The sequence below is a fragment of the Flavobacterium panacagri genome (genome assembly GCF_030378165.1).
GTDB lineage: Bacteria > Bacteroidota > Bacteroidia > Flavobacteriales > Flavobacteriaceae > Flavobacterium > Flavobacterium panacagri.
Genome location: NZ_CP119766.1, coordinates 2,626,195 through 2,646,744, shown reverse-complemented (window position 1 = coordinate 2,646,744; position 20,550 = coordinate 2,626,195). Strand labels below are relative to the sequence as shown.

Annotated in this window: 23 protein-coding genes; 22 read left to right on the top strand and 1 reads right to left on the bottom strand. The window is 32.7% G+C overall.

Annotated elements, in window-relative coordinates:
- The first annotated feature begins 118 nt into the window (after positions 1-118).
- From P2W65_RS11775 to P2W65_RS11670, 22 genes are all read left to right on the top strand, one after another.
- On the top strand, positions 119-1,573 hold the full coding sequence (locus tag P2W65_RS11775) for a glutamate synthase subunit beta (protein ID WP_289665762.1): 1,455 nt from the start codon (positions 119-121) through the stop codon (positions 1,571-1,573).
- A 736-nt stretch (positions 1,574-2,309) separates the two neighbouring features.
- Entirely contained in the window at positions 2,310-3,533 is a 1,224-nt protein-coding gene (gene lysA / locus P2W65_RS11770; RefSeq protein WP_289665760.1) for a diaminopimelate decarboxylase, read from the top strand.
- A 361-nt stretch (positions 3,534-3,894) separates the two neighbouring features.
- Entirely contained in the window at positions 3,895-4,941 is a 1,047-nt protein-coding gene (locus tag P2W65_RS11765) for an acyltransferase family protein (RefSeq protein WP_289665759.1), read from the top strand.
- An 82-nt stretch (positions 4,942-5,023) separates the two neighbouring features.
- Positions 5,024-5,476: a hypothetical protein gene (locus P2W65_RS11760; protein WP_289665758.1), complete on the top strand. Its 453-nt coding sequence runs from the start codon at positions 5,024-5,026 to the stop codon at positions 5,474-5,476.
- A 57-nt stretch (positions 5,477-5,533) separates the two neighbouring features.
- The gene (locus tag P2W65_RS11755) at positions 5,534-5,896 is read left to right on the top strand and encodes a hypothetical protein (protein ID WP_289665757.1); all 363 of its coding nucleotides are present in this window, start codon (positions 5,534-5,536) and stop codon (positions 5,894-5,896) included.
- A gap of 241 nt (positions 5,897-6,137) precedes the next feature.
- Positions 6,138-7,298 carry an acetyltransferase domain-containing protein gene (locus tag P2W65_RS11750; RefSeq protein WP_289665755.1) on the top strand — a complete coding sequence of 387 codons (1,161 nt, stop codon included), beginning with the start codon at positions 6,138-6,140 and terminating at the stop codon, positions 7,296-7,298.
- 124 nt (positions 7,299-7,422) lie between these two features.
- The gene (locus P2W65_RS11745; RefSeq protein ID WP_289665754.1) at positions 7,423-8,190 is read left to right on the top strand and encodes an ankyrin repeat domain-containing protein; all 768 of its coding nucleotides are present in this window, start codon (positions 7,423-7,425) and stop codon (positions 8,188-8,190) included.
- 70 nt (positions 8,191-8,260) lie between these two features.
- On the top strand, positions 8,261-8,827 hold the full coding sequence (locus P2W65_RS11740) for a hypothetical protein (protein ID WP_289665752.1): 567 nt from the start codon (positions 8,261-8,263) through the stop codon (positions 8,825-8,827).
- A 15-nt stretch (positions 8,828-8,842) separates the two neighbouring features.
- Positions 8,843-9,394, top strand: a complete 552-nt coding sequence (locus P2W65_RS11735) for a hypothetical protein (RefSeq protein WP_179006841.1) — start codon at positions 8,843-8,845, stop codon at positions 9,392-9,394.
- A gap of 47 nt (positions 9,395-9,441) precedes the next feature.
- On the top strand, positions 9,442-9,912 hold the full coding sequence (locus P2W65_RS11730) for a DUF1572 domain-containing protein (protein ID WP_289665750.1): 471 nt from the start codon (positions 9,442-9,444) through the stop codon (positions 9,910-9,912).
- A 57-nt stretch (positions 9,913-9,969) separates the two neighbouring features.
- Positions 9,970-10,959, top strand: coding sequence for a hypothetical protein (locus P2W65_RS11725; protein WP_289665749.1), 990 nt, complete (start codon positions 9,970-9,972; stop codon positions 10,957-10,959).
- Positions 10,960-10,978: 19 nt separating this feature from the next.
- A complete protein-coding gene (locus tag P2W65_RS11720; protein ID WP_289665748.1) occupies positions 10,979-11,716 on the top strand; it encodes a hypothetical protein in 738 nt (245 codons plus the stop codon).
- The gene (locus tag P2W65_RS11715; protein WP_289665747.1) at positions 11,713-12,420 is read left to right on the top strand and encodes a PA3715 family protein; all 708 of its coding nucleotides are present in this window, start codon (positions 11,713-11,715) and stop codon (positions 12,418-12,420) included. The genes P2W65_RS11720 and P2W65_RS11715 overlap by 4 nt, the downstream gene beginning before the upstream one ends.
- A 45-nt stretch (positions 12,421-12,465) precedes the next feature.
- Positions 12,466-12,954 carry a YegJ family protein gene (locus tag P2W65_RS11710; protein ID WP_289665746.1) on the top strand — a complete coding sequence of 163 codons (489 nt, stop codon included), beginning with the start codon at positions 12,466-12,468 and terminating at the stop codon, positions 12,952-12,954.
- Positions 12,955-12,979: 25 nt separating this feature from the next.
- On the top strand, positions 12,980-13,687 hold the full coding sequence (locus tag P2W65_RS11705) for a M949_RS01915 family surface polysaccharide biosynthesis protein (protein ID WP_289665745.1): 708 nt from the start codon (positions 12,980-12,982) through the stop codon (positions 13,685-13,687).
- A 15-nt stretch (positions 13,688-13,702) separates the two neighbouring features.
- Positions 13,703-14,461: an ankyrin repeat domain-containing protein gene (locus P2W65_RS11700; protein WP_289665744.1), complete on the top strand. Its 759-nt coding sequence runs from the start codon at positions 13,703-13,705 to the stop codon at positions 14,459-14,461.
- A 234-nt stretch (positions 14,462-14,695) separates the two neighbouring features.
- A complete protein-coding gene (locus tag P2W65_RS11695; protein ID WP_289665742.1) occupies positions 14,696-15,883 on the top strand; it encodes a hypothetical protein in 1,188 nt (395 codons plus the stop codon).
- A 151-nt stretch (positions 15,884-16,034) separates the two neighbouring features.
- Positions 16,035-16,361 (top strand): ArsR/SmtB family transcription factor, encoded by a 327-nt coding sequence (locus P2W65_RS11690; protein WP_091496143.1) that lies wholly within the window; start codon positions 16,035-16,037, stop codon positions 16,359-16,361.
- Positions 16,351-16,848, top strand: coding sequence for an SRPBCC family protein (locus P2W65_RS11685; protein ID WP_289665739.1), 498 nt, complete (start codon positions 16,351-16,353; stop codon positions 16,846-16,848). Before P2W65_RS11690 ends, P2W65_RS11685 begins: the two co-directional genes overlap by 11 nt.
- Before the next feature lie 48 nt (positions 16,849-16,896).
- On the top strand, positions 16,897-17,397 hold the full coding sequence (locus P2W65_RS11680) for an SRPBCC family protein (protein ID WP_289665738.1): 501 nt from the start codon (positions 16,897-16,899) through the stop codon (positions 17,395-17,397).
- A 103-nt stretch (positions 17,398-17,500) separates the two neighbouring features.
- Positions 17,501-17,887 (top strand): hypothetical protein, encoded by a 387-nt coding sequence (locus P2W65_RS11675; protein ID WP_289665736.1) that lies wholly within the window; start codon positions 17,501-17,503, stop codon positions 17,885-17,887.
- Positions 17,887-18,756 (top strand): alpha/beta hydrolase, encoded by an 870-nt coding sequence (locus P2W65_RS11670; protein WP_289665734.1) that lies wholly within the window; start codon positions 17,887-17,889, stop codon positions 18,754-18,756. The genes P2W65_RS11675 and P2W65_RS11670 overlap by 1 nt, the downstream gene beginning before the upstream one ends.
- Positions 18,757-18,832: 76 nt before the next feature.
- Here P2W65_RS11670 and P2W65_RS11665 read toward each other — a convergent pair whose 3' ends face one another.
- The gene (locus P2W65_RS11665; protein WP_289665732.1) at positions 18,833-20,368 is read right to left on the bottom strand and encodes a YifB family Mg chelatase-like AAA ATPase; all 1,536 of its coding nucleotides are present in this window, start codon (positions 20,366-20,368) and stop codon (positions 18,833-18,835) included.
- Between the last annotated feature and the right edge of the window lie 182 nt (positions 20,369-20,550).

Genomic DNA, 20,550 nt, shown 5'->3' with positions numbered 1-20,550 from the left:
GCTTTGCGAACTTAAAACACTCAAAAAAGCAAAAAGCCTTTGCTCCCGATAGCTATCGGGATTGCGGTTAAAAAAATTAGAACTTTAGAATTGATCATTTACATTTAATTAAAATGTCATGGGTAAAATAGGCGGATTTAAAGAATATAACAGAGCCGACGAAAGTAATTTAGCAGTAGCAGAACGTGTTTCGAACTACAACGAATTTACTATTCCGGTACCAAAAGATAAATTAAAAGAACAAGGATCAAGATGTATGGACTGTGGAATTCCTTTTTGCCACAGTGGTTGTCCATTAGGAAATTTAATTCCTGACTTCAACGACATGGTGCATCAGGAAGAATGGCAGAGTGCGTTAGAGATTTTACAATCTACTAACAACTTCCCTGAATTTACAGGTCGTTTATGCCCTGCTCCATGTGAGAAATCATGTGTATTAGGAATCATCAAAGATCCGGTTTCTATCGAAAACATCGAGAAAAGCATTGTCGAAAGAGGTTTTGCTGAAGGATGGATTAAACCACAGCCACCAAAAACAAGAACTGGAAAAACAGTTGCCGTTATTGGTTCAGGACCTGCAGGTCTTGCGGCTGCTCAACAATTAAACAGAGCGGGTCACACCGTTACTGTTTTTGAAAGAGACAACGCAATTGGAGGTCTATTACGTTACGGAATTCCAAATTTCAAATTAGAAAAAGGAATTATTGATCGTCGTGTAGCTATTCTTGAAGCAGAAGGAATCACTTTCAAAACCAACGTAAATGTTGGTGTTAATTTCAGTGTTGAAGAATTAAACCAATTCGATTCTATCGTTTTATGCGGAGGAGCAACGGAAAGAAGAAGCTTGCCAACTAAAGGAATCGAAAGCAAAGGCGTTGTTCAAGCAATGGATTTCTTGACACAGCAAACTAAAGTTTTATTTGGAGAATCAATCCCAGATCAGGTTAAAGCAACTGGTAAAGATGTAATCGTTATTGGTGGTGGAGATACTGGTTCTGACTGTATTGGAACTTCAAACAGACACGGAGCTAAATCAGTAACTAACTTTGAGATTTTACCAAAACCTCCAGTTGGAAGAAGCGAGTCAACTCCTTGGCCTTTCTGGCCGTTGCAGTTGAAAACATCTTCTTCTCACGAAGAAGGTTGCGACAGAAACTGGTTAATCAATACTAAAGAATTCATTTCTAACGATAAAGGCGAATTAACTGGATTAAAAACAGTTGAAGTGCAATGGAAAATGACTCCAGGTCAACGTCCTGAATTAATCGAAAAAGAAGGTTCTGAGAAAATCTGGCCTTGTGATTTAGCTTTATTGGCTCTTGGATTTACAGGTCCGGAGAAAACTTTAAGCGAACAATTAGGAATCGAAACTGATATGAGAAGCAACTACAAAGCGCATAACTATCAGACAAATGTACCTCACATTTTCACTGCAGGTGATATGAGAAGAGGACAATCATTAATCGTGTGGGCTATTTCAGAAGGTCGCGAAGCAGCAAGAGAAGTAGATTTATTCCTTATGGGATCTACAAACTTGCCTACTAAAGGAAAAGGAGATCTTCCTAGCCTATAAAAACCAAACAAAATACAACACATACTACCAACAAACCCTTGAATTACTATTCAGGGGTTTTGTTTTTTTAGTCACAGATTATTTTTTTCGCCACGACTCGAGCGATAGCGAACAGGCGAAGCAATTCACGAATTACTCTAATTTATATATGCTGTTTAAAACTATTCTTTTCTTTAAATTTCACGAATTATATTCTAAACACGCCAATAGTCATTCAGAATAAAAATTAAAATAATTCGTGGCGGAAAAATTTTCTCATTTTAAAGCATCACAATTGGCATCTTAATAAACATAAGTTCCCGCTTTCGGCTATATCTCTCCGTTCCACTGCGAGGATATCGCCTCAAACGAAGTTCACTGAACACAAATTAAAATATATTTTTAGTGAAGTAATCGGGGCTAAACTCAAACATTTGGCTTCTCTTAAAAATTTGCAATAAAAAAGAAATGCATTTTAATTCGTGTAATATTTTGCAAAAAAATTAATTTCAACAGCATTTAAGAATTAGCTAAATTCGTGAATTGCTTCGCCTGTTCGCTATCGCTCGGGTCGTGGCAATAAAAAAACTTAGTATCTTAGCATCTTAGAACCTCAGTATCTTTAAAAAGGTTACAAAATTCCAAAAACAGCAACTTTTTGTTTAAAAACAAACAATTTGTTACAATTTGTTATTTTTCTACATTTTATTTGCTGGTAATCAAAAGTGTAATAACTTTGCTCAAAATAAGTTTAAAAATGCAAGCAAAAGATTTACTGCAGTTAGCAGACCAATTTGGAAGTCCATTGTATGTTTACGATGCTGAAAAAATCCAATCACAGTACAACCGATTAACTAAAGCTTTCTCTAAGGTGGAGAACTTAAGAGTTAATTACGCCATGAAGGCATTGTCAAACGTTGCGATTCTACAGTTATTAAAGAACATGGGGTCTGGCTTAGACACTGTATCAATTCAGGAAGTTCAGTTAGGGCTTCACGCTGGCTATGAACCCGAAAGAATTTTCTTTACACCAAACGGCGTTTCTCTTGAAGAAATCGAAGAAGTTGCCGCAATGGGTGTACAAATTAATATCGACAATTTATCTATTTTAGAGCAATTCGGAACAAAACATCCACATATTCCAGTATGTATTCGTATCAATCCACACGTAATGGCGGGTGGAAATGCAAATATTTCTGTTGGACATATCGATAGTAAATTCGGAATTTCTGTTCACCAGATTCCGCATATCTTGCGAATTGTCGAAAATACAAAAATGAGCATTGTTGGAATTCACATGCACACAGGATCAGATATCTTAGATATCGAAGTATTCTTGTATGCTGCTGAAATTTTATTTGATACAGCTAAACATTTCAAAGATTTACAATTCTTAGATTTCGGAAGTGGCTTCAAAGTGCCTTATAAAAAAGACGATATCGAAACAGACATCGAAGAATTAGGTAAAAAATTATCTAAAAGATTCAATGCTTTCTGTGCTGAATACGGAAGAGATTTAACGTTGATTTTCGAACCAGGAAAATTCTTGGTAAGTGAAGCAGGTCATTTCTTAGTAAAAGTAAACGTAGTAAAACAAACGACTTCAACAGTTTTCGCTGGAATCGATAGTGGTTTCAACCACTTAATCCGTCCAATGTTTTACGGATCTTCACACCATATCGAAAACATCTCTAACCCAAAAGGAAAAGAGCGTTTTTACTCAGTTGTAGGATACATTTGCGAGACTGATACTTTTGCCAACAACCGCAGAATAGCAGAAATCACAGAAGGTGACATTTTAGAATTCAGAAATGCAGGAGCATATTGTTTCTCAATGTCTTCGAACTATAATTCAAGATACAAACCAGCTGAAGTTCTTTGGATGAACGGAAAGGGAATCTTAATTCGCCAAGCCGAAACATTCGAAGATTTACTTAAAAATCAAATTCCGTTACCAGAAGAAGTTGCTGCTACGGTTTAACAATAGAAAAAAAAGGAATATCATCGAAGTCCCGTTTCTTAATTGAGGCGGGATTTTTTTATTGTAGATTTTTGAGTTTAGATTATTTGTTTTTTTAGGCTGAGATAAGTTCAATACTCACAAAGTACCCCAAAATTTTTCATTTGGAATGACAAGATTAAGAATAATTGGAATAATCTATTATAATTCAAAGCCACAAATATTATATACTTTTTTCATTATTTCTATTTAATAATGTAATATTTTAGCACAGCAAAATATAGCTTTACAGAACTTTTATTGTAAAAAAAATGTCTTATAAAAACTCTTGCTGTCTTCTTGCAATTTATTATAATACCCAAAACTAAATTTATAATCGATTTTGAAAATTCAACAACTAACATTTACAAGATTTATTGCTGCCATTTCAATTGTAATTTTTCATTACGGAACAAAGACTTTTTTATTGGATAATTTTATCTTCAAACAAGCAAGCGTTGGCGTAAGCTACTTTTTTATGTTGTCGGGTTTTGTAATGATCATCTCATATGGGAATTTAGAAAAAATAGACTTTTTTCAATATATAAAAAACAGATTAGCTAGAATTTATCCGTTGTATGTGTTTGCTGCATTGTTAGTTATTGCTTCAGATCGCTTTATAAACATTAATTTTTCGAATGTTTTAATACATTTTTCAATGTTGCAGACTTGGATACCAGGTCAAGCTCCAAAAATAAATCCGCCAGGTTGGTCGCTATCTGCTGAATTATTCTTTTATATAACTTTTCCTTTCTTTGCAAACAGATTTTATTCAAAACAAAAATTAAAAACAAATGCAATATGGATCATCTTATTTTGGATTATCAGTATTATCGTTTTCAATTGCTTAATATATAGCATTATTTCCATAAAAAACTTTCCTCCAAATAGTATTGCTTATCATCCGGTGATGTATTTAAATACGTTCTTGATAGGAAATCTGGCAGGTCTTTTTTATATTCAAAAACTTAAAAATCAACAAGGAAATTATTTAATTCCCATATTAATTTGTTTGCTAATGCTAGTTTTGGCGTTACGATTTCCAACACAACTAGACTTTCATAATGGTTTATTTGCCATAGTTTTCATTCCTTTAATTATTTTTATTTCGCTAAGTACAGACGGATTAACTACGTTTTTTAGCAGAAAAGAATTTGTTTTTTTAGGCGAAATAAGTTTTGGAATCTATATCCTTCAATTTCCCGTATGGACAATTTTTTCAGATTTTAGATTGACTAAGTTTTTAGGAACAGATCGAGAAGAAGACTACAGCTTAACTTTTTTTATCAGATTAGTCATTTTACTTCTAGCATCTATTATAAGCTATTTGTATTTTGAAAAACCAATGAGAAATCTAATTAAGAATTATAGACAGCCAAAATTAAAATAACAAAGAAATAAACTCTATATTTTTTGATTGTAGATGGCTACAAAAAAATTAATTTAGTACTAAAAACCAAATTCCCAAAATCATGAAACCTACAATTTTCCTAACAACATTATTCGTCCTATCAACAATTAATCTATTCAGCCAAACCATCGCCGATTTAAAACTAAAACCAAAAGAAATTCCAAAAGGCGGTTATATGGTAAGCGACGGTAATGTTTGCATTACGCCACAAGCCTGTTCGTTTTATAACGATATTGAAACGTATAGCAACATTGTGGGAACCGTAAAAAGTAAAGCAATTCAAAGTTTTAAAAGCAAAGCAGACCGTGGTTCTATTATGTATTTTGAATTTGATCATGTTTTCAAAGGTGATCGTTTCCTGCAAGGTTTACTTTGGGGAAAAGCTGGCGAACCAACCGCTGAACATCCGGAAGAATATATTGCGAAAGGTAAATTCCTAGTGATTTGGAGTTTGAAGGCGGATAGTCCGCTAAAGGAAAAATCTGAAACTAAAGTAGAGGCTATTTTAGAGTAAATCCTAATCTTCGCTTCATTTTAAATGCTTAATTTTGCTTCATAAAAACATTACAAAATGAAACCACAAATACGAATTCTAATTTATTCTATACTTTTCTTTTTATACCTAACTTCGACTACCTTTTTTCTTTCTATAGGGCAAAAGTTAAAAACAGATCCATACATCACTTTAGGTTGTGGTTTTGCTGTTTTTAATCTTATTTATGCTTTTTTAGCCTTAAAATGGAAACCGCTTTTAAATATTATTTTTGCTATTGGAATTTCCGCTCTATCGTTATTTTTGGCTTTACAGTTTACCAATCTGCATTTATTGATAGATTACGATCCATATCAAGTAAAGACTGCCATATTTGCTAATGCAATTTTCTCTATAATTTTTTGGGAAATTGTGTATCAAGTGAAGATTAGGAAATCCTAAAAATCAATATCAATTAACTCCAGATTTAGATGGAGGTAAATAAAAATCTTTCGAATAGGGCTTTAGCCAAAAACTTGTAAGTTTGGCTAAAGCCCTGTTCTTTTTCTACATATTCCTCCAGCTAAAGCTGGAGGCTATTCATTTTAAAACTATTTCTTTAAAACTTAATGTATTTCATGAGCATAAAAACATTTAAAAAAAAATCACTAGATTTACTCATAAGCAGTTAAAAATCAAACTTATGAAACGACAACCATCAATCGACATTGTTCGAGGAATTGTAATGATTATTATGGCTCTGGATCATGTTCGAGATTTGATGCATGTTGATTCGATTACACAAAGTCCAACCGACTTATCGACTACTTCGCCTTTGTTGTTTTTTACGCGTTTTATTACCCATTTGTGCGCACCAACATTTGTTTTTTTGGCTGGAACTTCAGTTTATCTTTCACTTCAGAGCAAAAAAGATTTGGCCGAAACGAGAAAGTTTTTATTCAAAAGAGGGCTTTGGTTACTTGTGCTCGAATTTACCATTGTCAATTTTGGATTGTTCTTTGACATTGGTTTTCATTCCCTTTTGTTTGAAGTAATAGCCACAATAGGTTTTGGATTTATTGCTTTAAGCTTGTTGCTGAAAATTCGCTCTCAAACTTTAGGTTTTATTGGACTCTTAATACTCTTTTTCCACAATCTTCTACCGATTATTCCTTTTGCCGAAAATTCGATTCTTAAAGCTGTTTTAGCGCCGCTTTTTAGTCCGGTTGTGTTTCCGTTTTCTGGACGAGCATTCATTATGGGTTATCCGCCAATTCCGTGGTTCGGAATTATGTTGTTTGGTTTTGCCACAGGAAAATTCTTTGAATTGTCTAAAGAGAAAAGAAAAAAACTATTCGCAAAAATTGGTTGGAGTGCTTTAGCATTATTTACTATAATTCGGTTAGTGAATATTTACGGAGATCCTGCTTTATGGACAACACAAAAAAATGCTGTTTTTACCTTTTTGTCATTTATGAATGTGACTAAATATCCGCCTTCACTCCTATTCTGTTTGGTTACTTTAGGCATTATGTTTTTACTTCTTGCCGTTGCTGAAAACTTCTCAAACAAAATCCAAAAAGTCACTTTAGTTTATGGCAAAGTACCCTTGTTTTATTTTGTAGTTCATTTTTATGTCATTCATATCCTAACACTTCTTATGCTTTTTACGCAAGGTTTCAGCTTTTCGCAATTTGAATTTGAAACAGGAACTTTTGGAAGACCAAAAGGAATGAAAAGCGGTTTCCCTCTGTGGACAATTTATCTCATTTGGATTTTCGTTGTGGCTCTTCTATACAAACCTTGTCAATGGTATGGAAAATATAAAGCTGAAAATCAGCATTGGTGGTTGAAGTACATTTAGAATCAATTCAAAAATTAAGAATTGCAAGCTTTACTTTTTTATTAAAAGAGTAAAAAAATAATTATGTTTTGTACGTATTTTTTTATATTAGCATTTTGAATTTTCTAAGCCAAAATCACTTACAATGAAAAAACTACAATTAATTGTTCTGACAGTTTTTCTTTCTGCTTTAAACGCTTCTTTTTCTCAGTCAAAACCAAAACAAACTGTACCTTCAAGAGAAGTTGTTGAAGAATTTTATGATGCCATTTTTGCCAATAATACACAAAAGGCATTAAAAATGATCGGCACTAAATTTCCAGCAAACTATGAGCCAAGCAATAAAATAGCACCAATGCAGGCGGCGATCTGGCAAAATAATCTCACACTGGTTAAAGCTCTTGTAGAAGGCGGAGCAGTTATCAATAAGCCAAAAAGTGATGAATCTTATATTGAAACTGCAGCTGAAAAAGGCACCTTAGAAATAGTTCAGTATTTAATCCAAAAAGGAGGTAATATAACCAATTCAAAAGCTTTTAATACGGCAGGTTTCAGTCATTTTTATGACTGTGCAAAACTATTGCTCTTAAAAGGCGCAAATCAGGAAAAAGGAGATATCAGAGGTAAACTCTGGGTATTTGAACAAGCTGTACGAAAATCGGATTATGAGGTTTTGAATGCCTTAAAGTTAGATAAAGCCGAACTAGACTCTAATAATTATGATGGAGAAACTGCCCTAATAATTGCTGTAAAAAAGAATAATATCGAAATGGTAAAATACCTCTTAAAAAAAGGTGTTGATAAAAACAAACCGGAGACATTTGATGCTGGAGACGATATCTCGTATGGAAAAAAACCTGTTCAAATTGCTGTAAAAATGAAATTTACAGAAATTGCAAAACTGCTGAAATAATTTTTTTTGAATAAAAAACCAGTTCTAATCATCGCTTATCACAATACGCGTTTAAAATGATAATCAAAAATTGAACAAAAAAACAATAATTGTACTTACAGCTATATTCATCATTATCATAATTTTTAATAATGTTTACACAAAAAACCCAGATAAAGAAGGTTATGAAGGAGATCTGGTTCCAATTCAAAAAGAAATTCAAAACATTGCTGGGTATGAAAGAGCTACACAGTTAATTCTGAAAAACTGGAGCAAGATTTATCACGAAATAAATCATCCGAACAAAAAGAACAGAGGTTCTCTTATGATAAAATATAGTATTATTGATAGTCTCCGGCAAATACAAAAAGAAAGGCTAAAACTGCGATTTATTTCTGGCGAAAGCCTTTATAACATGTTAATTGAAGGCAAGGACACCACTATTATATTTGAACCATACAGCGCAGCTGATTATTACATGAGAAGCAACACGAAGGACGAAGAGGCTGGATACACACTTTTTAAACATAATATTATTTATACGACCAAACCTCTTCAGACATTTAAAATTGAGGACAACGATGATGATACACCCAGCGCCGTTATTAAAATTAAAGACCGCTATTATTATCGTATAAACTCTTATCTTGAATACTGAAAAAAATCTTAAATTATGAAAATTAGCATTCTGTTTCTATCTGCCTTAATTCTTATTTCTTGTAAAAAGGAAACCCAAACCGAGAAGCCACAAATTACTCAAAAAGATACCAGACAAATTGCTCCAAAACCTGAAACTAAAGTAGAGGAAACGGATACTATTATAATTTCTAAAAAACATAAAATCAATCAAATCGTTTGCGATTTGGATGGTGACGGGAAAAACGAGATTGTAGAAATCGTTAGAAGTACAAATACCTACAAAAGTGGTTTGAAAATAACGTATGGAAACGGAAAAAAAACGGATTATCTTGGATTAGGAAAAAATGTTTTAAATCAGGGATTTGACGAAATCGACTGGGCCGGAATATTTGAAAAAGCGCCAAAAGGAGAAATTGTTTGGAACAATGTAAATGATGATGGTGAAATTATGGGAGATGAAGAAATAAAAGAAGAGGACAAAATAAGACTCCCAAATGATGGAATCTTTATTCATGCCGAAGAAAGCTGCGGAGGCGGTATTATTTACCTAAAGAATGGAAAATACGACTGGATTCAGCAAGAATAAATTTTTCTAATTCTATAAAATTGTATAAAATTCTAAAATATTGAAAAATGAAAAATGCATTAGAAATTGCCAATCGTTTTAGAGAAACTATTTTAAACGGAACCTGGATTGCCAATACCAATTACAAAGACCAACTCGAAAATCTAGATTGGAAAATTGCTGTTACTACTGTTCAGAATTTAAATACCATTGCGCTTCTGGCACAACATATTCATTATTATATTGAAGGAATAAACAATGTTTTTAAAGGCGGAACACTTGACATAAAAGACAAATTCAGTTTTAACTTTCCTCCTATCTCTTCACAAGAAAACTGGGAAATGTTTTTGATACGATTTTGGAATGCAACCGAAGAGTTTGCTTCTTTTGTTGAACAAATGTCTGACGAGAAACTAAATCAGTTTTTTGTGGACGAAAAGTATGGAAGCTACCAAAGAAATATCGACGCTATGATTGAGCACAGTTATTATCATTTAGGACAAATTGTTTTGATAAAAAAATTACTGACTAATCAATAACAGTTCTTCAAAACACAAACGAATTATTAATTTTTATAAGCCCTCCCAGTTAAAAAAATGAAGAACCTAATTTTACTTTTATCCTTATTACTAGTATTTATAAGCTGTAAGAAAGACAAACAATCTCAGAAAAAAGAAAATAATGCTGTTGAAGACACAACCAATATTGTAGATTCTAAAAATGACAGTATAGCTTTATTAGCATTAACTAAGAAACTTTACGAATGGGAAGAGAAAAAAAGTACCGGCAGTGATTTTAGCCCTGTTGAAGATAAAAATGTCGACAGCATTTACAGCGGAATTGATATGAAGCTTCATAAAGCCAGACTTAAAGAACTCGAAAACACTCATTTATTTTCAAAAGATTTTATTGATAACTATAATAAAATCGCATTAAAAATTGACAGTGAATTTAAAAGTGGCGCTTTAAAATGGAATGTTGGCGAGCTTCCTCCATTTGGTACAGGAGCGAGTCCGTGGTGTAATTGTCAAGATAAGCCCGATCGTTTTCTAGATAAAATCTGGATTATGCACCTTTCAATAGAAAACAACAAAGCATTCTACAATTGGAGCTGGGGCGATGGAACTGTATATAATGTTAAAGCTGTAAAAGAAAACAACGAATGGAAAATATCATATTTGGAAGGTTTTGATTATGATAGTTTTGTCGAAAGTTTTCAGAAAACAAATGATTTTACTGGGAGATGGAAAAATGATATGGTTGCGCTAAATATTGGAAACAAGTCATTGGCATTTGAATATCACGGACAGTGCGTTTACTTTTATCCGGTTCGTAAAATAAGCGATACCGAATTTGAAATGATCTGGGCCAAAGAAATGGATTGTAAATTTGATAATGGCACAGATGAAACTTTTGGGTTAAAAGAGATTCCACAACTTGGAAAGCCTTTTTCAAAACTTACACTTAAAAACAATGTTTTACATGTTCAGTACTATTATAAAAAATGGGTAGAAAAATACAGCGAACAAGTAAGCGGCGTCTTTACTTCTGAATATGAAAAAGAACGTGAGGAATATGAATTTTAAAAAACAAAGAGAAAATCTAATGAAACAATCAGCGTTATTACTATTAATTCTGTTTTTATTCTCCTGCAAAAAGAATGAAGAAAAAAATGGCCCAAAAATTACGAATCAAAAAGGGCAAGACACCTTAAAAGTACAAACAGAAAACGATGATATTGAAAAGCCTGATACTTTAAAAATAAATTATCTCGAGCATAAAAACCTCTTAAATATTCTTACTATTCTTCCAGACAGTTGTATGAGAAGCTGGGAATGGAAAAAAACAGATAGAATCGAATATGTCCAAAAAATAAAACAAAACAATTATACACTTCCGCCAAAAGATCATTTTTCCAGTATCGCACTTATAGCTCCTAATACACTTCACATTGGAGTTGTAGATGGAAGCTGGATTTTGTCTATCTACAAAATAAAGCCCAATAATTACATTGTCCTAACGGATGATAAAGTAGGTGATGGAAATGAGTTTATGGCTTTCGAGTATCTAAATGGAGAATTAATTTATATACCATTCAAAGATGTATTTGATCAGTTTTTTACAACATTACTTATTAATGAAAACGATGAAAAATGCCTTGAATACTTTAAAGACAATTACATCGGTTTTGAGTATGATTTTATTGGAACAAAAAAAATACATATCACTAATTCTTTATTAGAAGAAGCCAAAAGTTGTTTTAAAGGAAACACTTTAAATTATGAATTTAACCCAGAAATGAAAAGATTCGAATTAATAAATATAGAAAACACAAAATCATGACGAGATATCTCTTCACTTTATTGCTTTGTGTACAGTCTTTATTTTCACAGAATGGGGATCATCTAAACACAGTTCTGAAACAGCTAAAACTAAAAGAAAGCCAAATAAGAATTGAACTTTTTACTGAAAAAGTATTACCATACGATAAAGGTAAAAGCGTTTTAGTCATTCCAAAATATGCTTCTGCTATAGAAGAAGGTTCTTTCGTATTGGACGCTTATATATTGATAATCGATAATGAGACAGGAAAAATAATTTCCAAATTTATTGAACCCAATGCCTGGACATCTGATGCTCTAATTTTAACCGACATTACTATTGATACTGGTTTGTATCATCTAAACAAAACCACAAGAGCATTTGGAATCAGGGCAGATTATCGTACACAGAGCCAACCTAACCCCTACAGCGAAACCAACTTATCACTGTATATTGTCGAAAAAAACACTTTAAAACCTGTGCTTCATAATTATAGAATTTATAAATATGGCGGTGAGTGGGATATGAAGTGTGATGGCAAATTTGAAGACATTGATTCTACTATTGATATTGATACATTACAAAACAATAATTTTAATAATCTTATTATAAAAACAAAGATTACTAAAACAGAAAACACCTTTAAAGATGAGGATTGTGTGTCTAAAGAAACAATTAAAAAAGAAACTGTCAAATTGATTTTTAATGGAAAAGAATACAAATAAAGCAAAACAATTATCCTTTAAGCCTAACGAAATACCACTAAACACATGAAAACAAAAATTGTAATCTTAATAAGTCTATTTTGCCTAATAAGCTGCAAAGAATCGAATAAAATTGAAAGAGAAAACGAACCGCCAATTTATGGCGTAGAAAGTCAAGATGAAGAAATGAATGCTGCAATATTAAAAGCAAATGAAACTTTAGATAGTTTTAATTCTGGATTAACAAATCCTAAAGCTGAAAGTCAGGCTTTGAAAGTTCAGTTTTCAAATTCAAGCGGAATCGAACATATGTGGGTTGGAGATGTGATATTAAAAAATGGTAAATACTCCGGGATTTTAAACAATGATCCTGAATACGTTAAAGAGTATAGATCTGGTGATCAAATAGAAGTTGATCCATCAAAAATTAGTGATTGGATGTATATTGAAAATGGAAAATTATATGGCGGTTATACTATAAAAGTGCTTCGAAACAGAATGAGCGAAGAAGAACGAAAACAATTTGACGAAGAAAGCGGTATGCAGATTGATTAATTTATTGGCTTTTGAAAACTATTGCATGAAAAATATTCCATTTTTATTTCTATTTCTTCTTTTCTTTTCAAACTGTAAATCAGACAAAAAAGAAGAAAACACAGTTACCTTAAAAGAGGCGACAACAGAAGAAACTCCTTTTATTCTAAAGGTTGAAAAAATTGATTCTACACAATTTCCAGCTTCAATTAAGTACGAAGGTTTTATCAAAAATGCCGTTCGATGGAAAGACAAACTAGGCGATAATATTGTAATTACAACTGAAACAGGTTATCATATTAATCCCAAATTTGAGCACGACTCTGACGGTTCTGATGCCGAATTATTTGCATATCATTACATTGTTTCGGGAAATAAAGTCAAACAAACCTGGCGGGTTTACGATTATATCTCAGATTGTCCTGTAGATATTGTGGCTTCGTTTGTCAAAAACACTTTTCAGGTTACTGATTTGAACCATAACGGAATTGCCGAAACTTGGTTGATGTACAAAACGGTCTGCCACGGTGATGTAAGTCCGTCCAACATGAAAGTTATTATGTACGAAGGAAATCAGAAATATGCAATGCGAGGAACTAATAAAGTTATGGATGGTATTGAGGATAATGGAAAACAGCATTTTAGCGGAGGAGAATACAAGCTGGATGAAAATTTTAAAAAAGCACCAAATGTCTTTAAAGAATTTGCCCAAAAATTATGGAAGGATAATTTGATTGAAACTTGGGATAATTAAAAACATAAAATACAAATGAAAAATATAAAAATACTTTTTTTATTTCTGACGATATGTTTTGGAAGTAAATCGGTCTCACAGACCAAAACAAAATCGGCTGTACTTTCAAGAGAAACGGTGGAAGAATTTTATGATGCCATTTTTGCAAATGATACTCCAAAAGCCCTTAAAATGATTGGTACAAAATTTCCAGCCAATTATGAACCACAGAATAAAGTAACACCACTGCAAGCAGCAATCTGGCAAAACAATTTAGAGCTTGTAAAAGCATTAGTTGAAAAAGGAGCCAATATCAACAGTTCAAATTCTCAAGCTGTTGAAGTCGCAGCCGAAAAAGGAACTCTTGAAATTTTATCTTATCTAATTCAAAAAGGCGGTTCTATTTCTAACAAAGCTTTTAATACTGCCGGATTTAATCAGTTTTATGATGCTGCTAAATTATTATTATTGAAAGGTGCCAGTCAGGAAAAAGGAGACATTCGAGGAAAACTTTGGGTGTTTGAACAAGCGGTTCGAAAATCGGATTATGAGGTTTTGAATGCGTTGAAATTAGATAAAGAAGAAATCAACTCTCATAATTATGACGGGCAAACTGCTTTAATAATTGCTGTTAAAAACAAAAATACCGAAATGGTCAAATACCTTCTGAAAAAAGGAGCTGACAAAAATAAACCCGAAACTTTTGATGCTGGAGACGATATTTCGTATGGTAAAAAACCTATTCAGATTGCTACTAAAATGAAACTAACAGAGATTATCAAACTGCTTAAATAAAGAAAGATCTCAAATTAATTTTAAATATTCAGCCAGTATATTTATTATAAAAACTAAATGTTCTAATCTAGCCCCGATAGAGCCGATATCCTCGTAATGAAATGGAGAGATAAAGGCGAAAGCGGGACTGAAATTTCTTCTGAAAATGATAGTTTCTGCTCCTTAAAAAAAATTAAAAAAGGCATAGTTGTTGAAAGTTAAATGAAATATATTTACACCTTCAAAAGAAACACTATGCAAAAAACTACTTTACTCTTTTCTATATTCTTTTTGATTCTTTCTTCTTGTGGCGTAAAAACAACTCAAGCGCTTATAAGTGATGGAAACTATGATGGTGCAATTGATCGTGCTGTCGAAGCCTTAAGATCCAACAAAGATTCTAAGGGAAAGCAAGATTATGTTTATTTGCTGGAAGAAGCTTTTGCTAAAGCGAAAGAAAGAGATTTACGTGATTTGGAAATGCTTTCTAAAGATGCTAATCCAGCTAATGCTGAACGTATTTATAATACTTATTTACAACTGCATAATCGTCAGGAAAAAATCAGACCTATTTTACCTTTGAAGTTAATCAAGCAAGGCAAAAATGCCTATTTCCCTTTTGACAACTATTCAGACCAGATTGTAAACAGTAAAAATGTACTATCAAAATATTTGTATGAAAACGCTTCTGCTCTTTTGAAATCGAACAATAAAATGGATTTTAGAAAAGCTTATGATGATTTTGCTTATTTGGAAAGCATCAATCCTGGCTATAAAAACACCAAGAAATTAATGGATGATGCTCTTTTTAAAGGGACAGATTTTGTAGATGTTTATGCGAAAAACGAAACCAATATGGTGATTCCGAAAATACTTCAGGAGGGTTTATTGGATTTTAAAACCTATGGTTTAAATGATAAATGGACAGTTTATCATAGCACAAGACAAAAAAATACAACTTACGATTATAGTCTGATTATTAATTTTAGAGATATTTTGATTTCGCCAGAACAGATTAAAGAGAAAGAATTCATTAAAGAAAGACAGGTAAAAGATGGCGTAAAAACACTTTTGGACAGTCGTAGAAGACCTGTGAAAGATAGTCTAGGTAAGGAAATTAAAGTTGATAATATTAAAACTCTTCGTGCTACGGTTTATGAATTCAGACAATTTAAATCTTGTCAGGTAACAGCAAAAATTGATTATGTAGATTTGAAAACGAATCAGCTGGTTCAGACTTTTCCAATTAGCAGCGAATTTGTTTTCGAGAATATTTATTCTAATTACAAAGGAGACCGTAATGCCTGCGAAGATAATTATCAAAACTATTTTTCTAAACGTGCTGTTCCGTTTCCGAACAATGAACAAATGGTTTTTGATACAGGTGAAGATTTGAAAGCTAAGCTTAAAGATATTATTGTCAAGAATAAATTTAGACGATAATTATGTAACATATAATTCTAGAAAAAGGCGCAATTTTGATGCGCCTTTTTTTGTTTAAGTTCTTTTCTTAAAAAAAACTCTTTTTTTTGATTACGCAACCAAAAAGTTGCATATATTTACAACTGATTAGTTGCGTAATAAATTTACAACAATGAAACGAGATGTTTTTCAGGCAATTGCCGATCCAACGCGAAGAGCGATTTTAGTTTTGATTTCTTCGACTGCATTGACACCTAATGCGATTGCAGAACAATTTCAAACCACAAGACAAGCTGTTTCTAAACACATTAAAATATTAAATGAATGTGATTTATTGGAAGAAAAAAAATTGGGCAGAGAAATTTATTATCAGCTCAAAATTGATAAAATGAAAGAAATAGATCATTGGCTGGAACAATTCAAGAAAATCTGGGAACAGCGTTTTGATCAGCTGGATCAAGTATTACTTAATTTAAAATCTAAAGAAAATGAAATCTAATCTTTTAATGCATTTTTCTGTAGACAAGGAAAATAAAAGGGTGAACATCAAACGCGAATTTAACGCATCATTGCCAAACGTTTGGTCTGCTTGGACAGAAGCTTCAATCCTGGATAAATGGTGGGCGCCTGCTCCATTTGAATCCAAAACAAAATTTATGGATTTTAGAGAAGGAGGCAAAAGATTGTATGCCATGGTAAGTCCGGAAGGAGAAGAACGCTGGGCTGTTTTTGAATATACTTCGATTTCTCCGAAAACCAATTTCAAACATTCCTCTACTTTTTGTGATGCTGAAGGAAATCCGAATTCTGAGATTGGAAGTTCATATTGGGATTTAACGTTTTCTGAAAATGGCGATTTAACGACTGTTGACATTTCCATAAAACGAGACAGTTTAGCCGAATTGGAAAAAGTAATCGAGATGGGATTCAAAGAAGGCTTTACCATGACGTTGCAAACTCTCGACAAAATTCTCGAAGCAAAATAAAATGATTCAATAAGCTAATTTTTTAATGAATTTAAAATCTAAAGAAAAATGAAATCAAATCTTTTAATGAATTTTACAGTAGATAAAGAAAATAATACTGTAAATGTAAAACGAGAATTCAGTGCATCCTTGCCAAATGTTTGGTCTGCGTGGACAGAAGCTGCAATTCTAGATCAGTGGTGGGCACCTGCTCCATGGAAATCCAGAACAAAAAGTATGGAATTTAAAGAAGGCGGAAGAAGATTATATGCGATGGTTGGCCCTGAAGGTGAAGAACATTGGGCTCTTGCCGATTATACTTCTATCCATCCGAAAACAAATGTAAAATGGCTGGATGCTTTTTGTGACAGCGAAGGAAATTTGAATGAAGAGTTTCCGCGTTCTGACTGGGATGTGACATTTTCTGAAGAAGGAAATTCGACTTTTGTTGACATTGCAATCAAACACGAAAAACTTTCTGATCTGGAAATGATTATTCAAATGGGCTTTAAAGAAGGTTTTACGATTGCTATGGAAGGTCTGGATGTTATTTTTGCTGAAAAAGCCTAAAATTAATAATCAATACAACTTGTTAAATCCTGCAGAAATGCAGGATTTTTTTGTATTTTCGATTTGTAAATTGTTTTTATAATTTAAAAAAAAACTGAAACCTATGATTAAACTCATAACTTTCTTGTTTTTATTGATTTCAATTACAGTTTTTTCTCAAAATAGATATGAGCTTGCAGATAAAGGCAAAGACAGAGTCTTTCTTTCGGATTCTATTTCAAAACTTGCCAAGGCAGGGAAAATTACAAATCATCCAATAGTGGTTGTTGACGGTATTCCGCATCGTTATGAGGATTTAGAAAAAGAAAAACTTGCACTTTCAAAAATTGAAATCAAAAAAATTATTGCTCTTGAAAAACAAGCTGGCATTAGTATCTATGGAAATTATGCTGAAGCTGGAGTTTTAATTGTAACTACAAATAGAAACAGCTACCATAAAGCAGAACAAGAAGTACGACCAGAATCAATACCACAAAATTTTAAAAATTAATGAACAAACTTATTATCCTCTCCTTTTTACTCTTTACCTCTAGTTTAGCATTCAGCCAAAAAAATAAAAATAAATCCACAGAAACTTCTAAACCTTTTGTTTTAGGTGTTATTGATGAAATTCAATCCAAAGAATTAAATGAAAAAAGAATTTTAAACATTTATCTTCCTGAAGGTTACAATCCAGCAGAATCTACAAAATATCCCGTAATCTATTTATTGGATGGTTCTGCAAATGAAGATTTTATTCATATTTCCGGTCTAGTTCAGTTTAATAGTTTTGAATGGATCAATCAGGTTCCAAAATCTATTGTAGTGGGAATTGCAACTGTGGACAGAAGAAGGGATTTTACATTTCCGACAAGCATTGAAAATGATAAAACCCGTTTTCCAACTACTGGTCATTCTGATCAGTTCATTGCATTTATCGAAAAAGAGTTACAGCCTTTTATTGATAAAAAATACAAGACTAATGAATCAAAAACCATAATAGGACAATCTTTAGGCGGATTATTAGAAACCGAAATTTTACTTAAAAAACCATTTCTTTTTAATAAATATGTTATTGTAAGCCCAAGTATTTGGTGGAATAATGGTTCTTTATTAGATTTAGATTCTGAAATCCTGAAGGAAAATTTCAATCAGCAAACTGACATTTATATCGCCGTTGGAAAGGAAGGATTAACACCAACAACCATTCCGCGAGTTATGGAAGTTGATGCTAATGTTTTGGCAGAAAAAATTAAAGCTTCTAAGAGTAAAAACATTAAAGTCTATTTCGACTATTTCCCTGAAGAAAACCATGGAACTATTCTGCATCCAGCAGTAGCCAATTCTTTTAAATTCTTTTATCCTCAAAATAACAAATAGTCCTTATATATTAAAAATCTGAGATGCGAAATGAAGATATTGGCATCTCAGATTTTTCATCTCAAAAGTAAAAATTTTACCCCAACCATCCTTCTCTATCTAAACTTCTATATTGAATTGCTTCTGAAATATGATGCGAAACAATACTTTCTGAATTGTCCAAATCAGCAATTGTTCTGGAAACTTTTAAAATTCTATCATACGCTCGGGCAGAAAGATTTAATCTTTCCATAGCCGTTTTGAGTAGTTCTTTTGAAGCTTCATCTAAAACACAATATTCTCTGATTAGTTTACTGCTCATTTGAGCATTGTAATGCACATTTTCTACAACCTCAAATCGTTTGGTTTGTATTTCTCTTGCTGCGGTTACACGTTTGCGGATCTCGACGCTGCTTTCTGCTTTTCTGTCATCGGCTAATTTTTCAAAAGGAACTGGTGTCACTTCTATATGAATATCAATTCGATCTAATAAAGGCCCCGAAATTTTACTCATATAGCGCTGCATATCATGTGGAGAAGTCGTATTGGGCGAACTCGGATCATTAAAAAAACCACTTGGACTTGGATTCATACTTGCCACAAGCATAAATGAAGATGGATAAGTAATGGTAAATTTAGCACGCGAAATAGTCACTTCGCGATCTTCTAATGGCTGACGCATCACTTCTAAGACATCTCGTTTAAATTCTGGAAGTTCATCTAAAAACAAAACACCGTTATGTGCCATCGAAATTTCTCCCGGCTGCGGATAACTTCCTCCGCCAACCAGCGCTACATTAGAAATCGTATGATGCGGACTTCTAAATGGGCGTTGATTCATCAAACCAACTTCTTTTAGTTTTCCTGCTACACTATGAATTTTGGTCGTTTCTAACGCTTCACGCAAAGTCATTGGAGGCAGGATACTTGGAACTCGCTTGGCAAGCATTGTTTTTCCTGCTCCCGGCGGACCAATTAAAATAATATTATGACCTCCAGCAGCCGCTATCTCCATGCAACGCTTGATACTTTCCTGTCCGCGGACATCCGAAAAATCATGCTCTGGAAAATCTAAACTTTTGTAGAATTCTGCTTTTGTATCGATAACAGTTGGCTCGAGAATTCCTTTTCCAGAAAAAAAATCGATTATCTCTTTAAGATTGGTAACACCATACACCTCAAGTCCCGTAACAATTGCTGCTTCTTTTACATTTTGAATGGGAAGAAAGAAGCCTTTATACCCTTCTTCTTTTGCTTTAATTGCAATTGGAAGTGCTCCACGAATAGGCTGTAAACTTCCATCTAGAGAAAGTTCTCCCATTATAATATAACGTTCAATTTCTGGAGCTTTTATTTGATCTGAACCAACCAGAATTCCCATTGCCAAAGTCAAATCATACGAAGAACCTTCTTTTCTTAGATCTGCCGGTGCCATATTGATTGTGATTCTTTTTCCAGGCAGACTATAACCGTTATTTTTAAGAGCCGCTGCGATTCGAAAACTGCTTTCTTTTATAGCATTATCCGGCAATCCTACTAAATGATAACCAATCCCTTTATCCATATGAACCTCAATGGTAATGGTAGTAGCTTCTACTCCAAAAACGGCACTTCCGTAAACTTTTACTAACATAAATAAATTCTTATAAAAAATGTAAAAGTATTCAAAAGACAATACAAAATCATTATTATTTGTAAATATTTTATTACTTTTAAGAACTTGTCAATATTATTATTTTAACTAATTCTCTGATGGCTCATTATAATTTTTAATTACTATATTAGTTTTTTTAACCCAACTCTTTTATAAACTAA